General features: G+C 36.6%; 8 protein-coding genes. All 8 read right to left on the reverse strand.

The features are described 5' to 3' along the window. Positions 1 to 6: 6 nt before the first annotated feature. A complete protein-coding gene (locus tag D8804_RS08670) occupies positions 7 to 1161 on the reverse strand; it encodes a hypothetical protein (RefSeq protein WP_125399508.1) in 1155 nt (384 codons plus the stop codon). A gap of 265 nt (positions 1162 to 1426) precedes the next feature. Further along, entirely contained in the window at positions 1427 to 1570 is a 144-nt protein-coding gene (locus D8804_RS10310; RefSeq protein WP_260472350.1) for a hypothetical protein, read from the reverse strand. 42 nt (positions 1571 to 1612) lie between these two features. Then, positions 1613 to 1753: a hypothetical protein gene (locus D8804_RS10315; protein ID WP_260472351.1), complete on the reverse strand. Its 141-nt coding sequence runs from the start codon at positions 1751 to 1753 to the stop codon at positions 1613 to 1615. A 69-nt stretch (positions 1754 to 1822) separates the two neighbouring features. Beyond that, the gene (locus D8804_RS08680; protein WP_125399509.1) at positions 1823 to 2377 is read right to left on the reverse strand and encodes a DUF6892 domain-containing protein; all 555 of its coding nucleotides are present in this window, start codon (positions 2375 to 2377) and stop codon (positions 1823 to 1825) included. Between the two features lie 12 nt (positions 2378 to 2389). Then, on the reverse strand, positions 2390 to 2776 hold the full coding sequence (locus D8804_RS08685) for a hypothetical protein (RefSeq protein ID WP_125399510.1): 387 nt from the start codon (positions 2774 to 2776) through the stop codon (positions 2390 to 2392). 114 nt (positions 2777 to 2890) lie between these two features. Then, positions 2891 to 4630, reverse strand: coding sequence for a glycoside hydrolase family 13 protein (locus tag D8804_RS08690; RefSeq protein ID WP_125399511.1), 1740 nt, complete (start codon positions 4628 to 4630; stop codon positions 2891 to 2893). Positions 4631 to 4806: 176 nt separating this feature from the next. Further along, positions 4807 to 5298, reverse strand: a complete 492-nt coding sequence (locus D8804_RS08695) for a phosphoribosylanthranilate isomerase (RefSeq protein ID WP_125399512.1) — start codon at positions 5296 to 5298, stop codon at positions 4807 to 4809. 63 nt (positions 5299 to 5361) lie between these two features. Continuing rightward, complete coding sequence (locus D8804_RS08700) at positions 5362 to 6243, reverse strand: diacylglycerol/lipid kinase family protein (RefSeq protein ID WP_125399513.1); 882 nt, start codon at positions 6241 to 6243, stop codon at positions 5362 to 5364. Positions 6244 to 6294: the final 51 nt, after the last annotated feature.

Below are 6294 nucleotides of genomic sequence, written 5' to 3' on the forward strand. Positions count from 1 at the left end.
AAATCCCTACTCCTGATAGGATAATGTAACGCTGTCTATCTCTTTGAAATAGGTCTTCATCTTAAATAAAACCCTTATATTTTTATAGGGAACTCCGTCGCTCTCCTCTTCACTAGTGGAGGGTCTTTTTGTTCCAAGCATATCATATAAATCAGCAGTTAATTCTTTTCTTTTATCAAATTCAAAATAGACATCCCCAATATACATACTTGCCGGATCAGAGATGACAGCCTTCATCAACGTTCCCTCTAAAACAGAACATTCCTTATCACTTAGATTTTTGACCTGCACTGTAACTTTTGTATAATACTCCAGACTATTATCATTATAGTCTTTGGACAATATATAGTTTTCGCTATTTTCTCCAGGTTGCAACTTGATCTTTTGAAGTTCTTCTACTGTGGTAGATGATAATTCGAAATGCTTATATAAGCAATCATCGAGTGTATCGCTTCCCAATACAAAAGAAGTCGTGTTTACTATAAATACAAATCCCTTTGAATTCTCAGGGTGTGTTCGTAGTTGGGGTTCCAATTCTTGACGAATTTCTTCAAAAGGTCTTATGTTTAATTTCCCATTTTCTGCGTTGCAAACTTGTCGATAAATACTGGTATCGATTGACCCATCAAGATTCCTCCTCGAGCTCTTTAATCGAATACCACTGATATCCATTCGTACCCCGAAACAATCAGTTTCTACTAAAATAGGATACTTCAGGCTAGTATAGTTGATAAAGTCCAACATCTTGTCATAGGATTCTTTTAGTTGATCTAAATTTGTTACTTCTGTAGAATAGACAAAATTTACGGGATGCAGATAGGACAGGACATCATCACCTAGATTATGATCTTCTTTATACTCCGCAAGAGCTCTTGTGCAGAAGGTTTCTTCAAAATCAGAATGAATAAAAGGTGATCCCATTGCTAGCCAATCATGGGACACACCACAAGTAAAGGGAATATTTGGATAATCCTTCAATGTCACAAACCAATAATAGGGATGCCTGGGATCTTCTTTCATCTCATAAGTATTTTCTCCATAGACGTTATTGAGATATCGAACCAGTCGCTCTTTGTCTTCTTTATGCGAGGTACAGGCACTTAGTAGAAGGGCGCCAACTATAATAATAAATAGACAGGAAATTTTTTTAAACAGTTTCATTTTTTCCTCTTCCTTGCTATCTAATCAATATTCTCTACGATAAAGGGACTTTTATAAGTTGAATTCTTTGACTTGCTTCCTTCTAATGATAGTATGAGTGGATAATAAATTCTTCAACACTAGATCGACTATTTAAATTCGAGTAAGTTACACTAGATTGAGTAAACTCAGATTTGAATTGTATTTTTTCACACTTTTCTCTTGTAATTAACTGTAACTCACCTCACTCTAGCATCTGCAACCTCTGCGATATAAAATACTCTCATCAAATAAATTTGCTCAAATCGTCAAATGAATAATCTTTATAGATTTGATTTGGTTTAAGTACAGAATCAGTTGTAACAGGCAAGTTTTCCAGTAATGTTTCCGCATTTAGTCCTTCTGGTAAGGAAATCAATTCTCCAGCCATGTTTTCCTGTCTATGCGCAGTAAATAGAAACTCCCCTTTTTCTCAATCTATTGCAAAATCATTCATCACTTCAGATTTGGATATGTCTAACAATTCTTCCTGTTGTGCTATAAAGTTTTCATAGATAAATTCATAAAGTGCTTCTTTATCTATTTTCACAACTCTAAGTATGTTAGCGTCCATTGATTTTCATACTCCTTTTAAAGCGAGAGCAAATTATTGTTTTAACATGAATTGACTTGATAACTAACATTATAATAGATCCACTTCAATACCAGCCACATCGAAGATTTCTTTCACGCTATCAAAATTGCTGCTTAAAATAGTTGCTTCTTTTAAGTTTGGAAATTGTTGTAATTCGGATAAGCTGAGCTCATTCAAATCAAATGTTTCATCCTCTCCATCCCATTGTGGAATGATATTCATATAAATCTCATTTCCACCATCCATGTAAATTTCTTTGACCTCTTCAGCATATTTTTTAGGAATAGATAATGCTTCAAAATACTCAAGAGCCGGTCTTATAACTTCCATGCTTTCAGTATCAATCTCTTCTGTACTGTATTGATCAGCAAAATTATAAATATCAAAAGATGGTTCAAGCACTTCTAAATCGTACATTAAGACCTGAATAATGGCTAATTTAAAATTCAAATGATCAAAATGGAGGATTTCTTCAGAATTCACCTTTGTGTTATCGTTTTCTAGATCCAGTTTCTCTTCGGTAACAGTTTGACCATCTCTAGAATTGTCATATAAGTCATGATTAAGCTGCTTATTTCTTCTACGCTTAAAAAAATTAAACATGATTTCTCCTTACTAAGTTTCATCTAAATAAATTTTTACTTTGAGGTATTCCTTGTCTTTGGCATAGGCAAAGACCTCAGAGTTTCGAATATAGTCAAAGATGTTCTCATCAAGATCTTCGTCCCATATAGACTCGCTAAACTCTGCATTCTCACTAGTCGGCTTATAGAAAATATCTAAATGGACTTGATAAAATTCTTCATCGTCATTAGGAACTTGTCGAACCAAGGAGATTTGGAACAAGGGCTCGTTTGATAGTCTAGTAAATGTTCCGGTCTCAAACAAAATCATTTCCTCATCAAATGGTGTGCCACACATCTCTTCAAAGACATTCACCATATCTTCCAAGGACATTTGGTCAGTGATCTTTTCTTTTAAAGATTGGATTAGATGGTTCATCGTTCTCTTCTTTCTAAGGGTTTGCCTCGGTGTTTCCTTTATTATACTACATAAATAGAAAAAAGACTGGAACGAATGGTTGCCCATCATTACAGTCTTTCTCTTCTCATTTTTTTATTCAATCACAAATCCTTTTGGTAAGATGACAAGCTGATTATCCAATTCTTGGCAATGACTTGTTAAATCTGCCGAATCGCTATCTACAAGATAATTTTCTTTTGATTGATTAAAAATTGCTCGGACCTTTTGTCCATCATAATTCCATTCCAAGGACACTACATCAGGCTTGATTTCTTTGAGACTGTATTTCCCATGCTGAATGATTGATGAAGCATCCTTACGAAGCTGAATCAATTTCTTCATGAAATTAAGCATCTCATTGCTTTCGGAAACACGTTCCCAAGGCATAGCACGACGACAATCTGGGTCTGGCCCTCCGTCTAACTCTAACTCGGTTCCATAGTAGAAACACGGTGTTCCTCTTTGTAAAAAGAGGCAGGCTAGGGCAGACTTAACAAGTTGGCTATCTCCCTTGGCAGTAGTCAAAATACGCTCCGTATCATGCGAATCCAAGAGATTGAACATCACTTCCGAAATCTGCTGTCTATAGTACATAGACTGGCTATTGATTTCATCGATAAATTGATAAGGCTTCTTAACCCCTCGCAAGAAATAATCCTTGATACTATCAGACAGAGGATAGTTCATGACTGCGTGGAATTCATCGCCATTTAACCAAGGCTGAGAAGTGTGCCAGACCTCTCCAAGAATATAAAGGTCAGGCTTTTTAGCCAGGACAGCCTTACGGAAATCTCGCCAAAATTGGTGGTCGACTTCATTCGCAACATCTAGGCGCCAAGCATCGATATCAAACTCTTCAATCCAGTAGGTCGCAACGCTCAACAAATAGTCTCTCACTTGAGGATTTGCCGTATTGAGCTTAGGCATATAGCTCTCAAAGGCAAAGGTGTGGTAGGATAGTTCTCTTTTATTAACAAGATTTTCTTTAACGACTGGAAAGTCTTGAATATGGAACCAGTCTTTATAAATAGAATCTTCACCATGTTTGAGAACATCCTGCCACTGTGGAGCTTGGTCTCCGATATGGTTGAAAACAGCGTCCAGCATGATTTTCATGCCTCGCCGATGGGCCTCCTCCACCAGTTTACGGAAGGTTTCCTTGTCCCCAAAATGACGGTCAATTTCGAAATAGTCCGTCGTATTGTACTTGTGATTGCTTGGGGATTCAAAAATCGGACAGAGATAAAGACCTGTAATACCTAAGTCTTGCAAGTAATCCAGATGGTCAATAATGCCTTGCAAATCACCACCAAAGAAATCCTTACTTTTAGGTTTGATAGACGAGTCCCAAGCTAGCACCCCTTCTGGAGAAATCACAGGATTCCCATTAGCAAAGCGTTCTGGGAAAATCTGGTACCATACCGTATCTGCTACCCAGTCGGGAACATGGCAAGCATCAATCTCATGTATATAAGGGATTTTAAATCCATTTCCTTCATAATGAAGGTTTTCTAGCGTGTTTTCAACACAACCCTTATCACCATACAGGATACTCTGACCTTGCTTATCTTTAAGTTCAAAGAGATACTGGAGTCGTGCATAGTCAACTGTAATCTCCACTTGCCAGTAATCAAACAAAGCATCGGAGGTAACTTTGGTCATCTCCTTGATTGCTTCATAACGATCCTCTATAAAGATAAAAGGATCTCCATAATGTAAGTTGATACTTTCGATATCTCCTCTTTTCGTTCGAATACGAATGTGCATTGTCTTATCTTTATAAAGATAAGCATACTCCGACTCTGGTCTGTGGTAAATGGCTGTTAATTCCATTGTTCTGTCTCCTAGTTTACTTTTATTCATCTTATTGCGCAAACGTTTTCATGATTGTGATTCTAGTATACTACTTTCGTATTTTATTTTCAAGACTTGTCCGTAGTTTCAAGTGGTTTGTTTCTATAAATAAAAAAGCAGCCAGTCATACAACTTACTACTTTTCATATGATAATTTACAAATGTCTTTCCAGCCACTCAATTTTTTTAAAATCCTTATTGTTATTGTGATCATTTCGATAGGAATCTTGGGAAGAAGCCTTATAAATACTTAAAAACTGTTCTAGGTTTGGAATGCGAAACGTAATATCCTCGAGATGAATAATCTCTATATCCGATTCTGAAACTCCTGCAAAATCAGGTAAAGAATCGATACTTCCGAATTCAACACTCAGACCATCTTTTTGGAATTCATGCTCATGAATATCTATTAAGGCATAGCCTAAGTGTTTCATCACTTTCATTATCTTGTCCCACTCATAAATTCTGAGATGATCAGGTGCTTCCCAACCTCTAGGATCACCAGGCACATGAATGTCAATGTCAGACGGCCCCCATTCTTCATTTGATCGGTATTCAAACCCCAAAGACCCCATGAGCGTCGGAGTGATTCCGACTTGGTTTAAATGTGAACAAATGGTTTTAAATTCTTCAAATAGAGAATTCATTCCTCCTCCAATCGTTGATATAGAACTTAATTTCGTTGTGAAAAATAAACTAATTTTTACCTTCTACTCTTTCGGTTTTGAAAATACTTCTACTTGCTGAGCTAGGACTTTGATTTCTACAGGTAGGTTATCCGATTTATCGCCGTCAACATCTGACTCCAATTCACTATCTGAAGAGATTTTAATATTACGCGCTCTGATATACTCAATATTATCATTGCCGACAACATCCCCTTTTAGTAAATCTGGAATGACAGATAATTTAGAGAATATTGAAGCATCTTTTAGAATCAAAATATTGGCATAGCCATCTTTATTCTCTTCAAAAATCTTTTTATCAGCGAAGTAATTTGTCAAGAGAACCAAAACATGACTAGCCTCACCAAGATAATTTCCATTTTCTGTCTCGACATTAATGTTAAAGACCTGATCTGTCATGACGGACTTCATAGTATTTACAGCATAGGCAAGGATACCAAATTTTGTCTTATCTTCAATTTCAACATTGTGAATCGCCTCAGGCAGAGAACCGATACTAAAGATATAACCAAAATAGTTGTCATTCGCTTTACCGATATCAATCTTGTTGGTTAAGTTAAAATCGAGCTCATCAATTGCACCATCGATGTCTTGATTGATTTCCAAAAGTTTCGTAATGAGGTTACCCGTACCGCCTGGGATAATCCCTAACTTAGGAATGTAGTCTCTCTCAGCAATACCCGAAATGACTTCATTGACTGTCCCGTCTCCACCAAAAACAACCACTGCATCATATCCTTCTTGTGAAGCTTCTTCTGCAAAGATGGTCGCATCTAGAGCTTTTTCAGTAATCTTCGTTTCCACGTGCTCAAAATAATCTTTGGCTTTATTCTCCAGCTTGTCCTTATAATCCAAAGCCTTTTCCCCACCAGAGGTAGGGTTGATAATTAACATTGCTTTTTTCATTGATTTTCTCCTTGAATTTTAAATAGAAATATTAGCATAGCTACATTTATC

The organism is Streptococcus oralis, assembly GCF_003944215.1.
Taxonomy (GTDB): domain Bacteria; phylum Bacillota; class Bacilli; order Lactobacillales; family Streptococcaceae; genus Streptococcus; species Streptococcus oralis_BI.

What these genes read in the sequence shown, in the direction of transcription:
- D8804_RS08670 (WP_125399508.1), bottom strand. Translation starts at nt 1,161, where the DNA reads ATGAAACTGTTTAAAAAAATTTCCTGTCTATTTATTATTATAGTTGGC.
- D8804_RS10310 (WP_260472350.1), bottom strand. Translation starts at nt 1,570, where the DNA reads ATGGCTGGAGAATTGATTTCCTTACCAGAAGGACTAAATGCGGAAACA.
- D8804_RS10315 (WP_260472351.1), bottom strand. Translation starts at nt 1,753, where the DNA reads ATGGACGCTAACATACTTAGAGTTGTGAAAATAGATAAAGAAGCACTT.
- D8804_RS08680 (WP_125399509.1), bottom strand. Translation starts at nt 2,377, where the DNA reads ATGTTTAATTTTTTTAAGCGTAGAAGAAATAAGCAGCTTAATCATGAC.
- D8804_RS08685 (WP_125399510.1), bottom strand. Translation starts at nt 2,776, where the DNA reads ATGAACCATCTAATCCAATCTTTAAAAGAAAAGATCACTGACCAAATG.
- D8804_RS08690 (WP_125399511.1), bottom strand. Translation starts at nt 4,630, where the DNA reads ATGGAATTAACAGCCATTTACCACAGACCAGAGTCGGAGTATGCTTAT.
- D8804_RS08695 (WP_125399512.1), bottom strand. Translation starts at nt 5,298, where the DNA reads ATGAATTCTCTATTTGAAGAATTTAAAACCATTTGTTCACATTTAAAC.
- D8804_RS08700 (WP_125399513.1), bottom strand. Translation starts at nt 6,243, where the DNA reads ATGAAAAAAGCAATGTTAATTATCAACCCTACCTCTGGTGGGGAAAAG.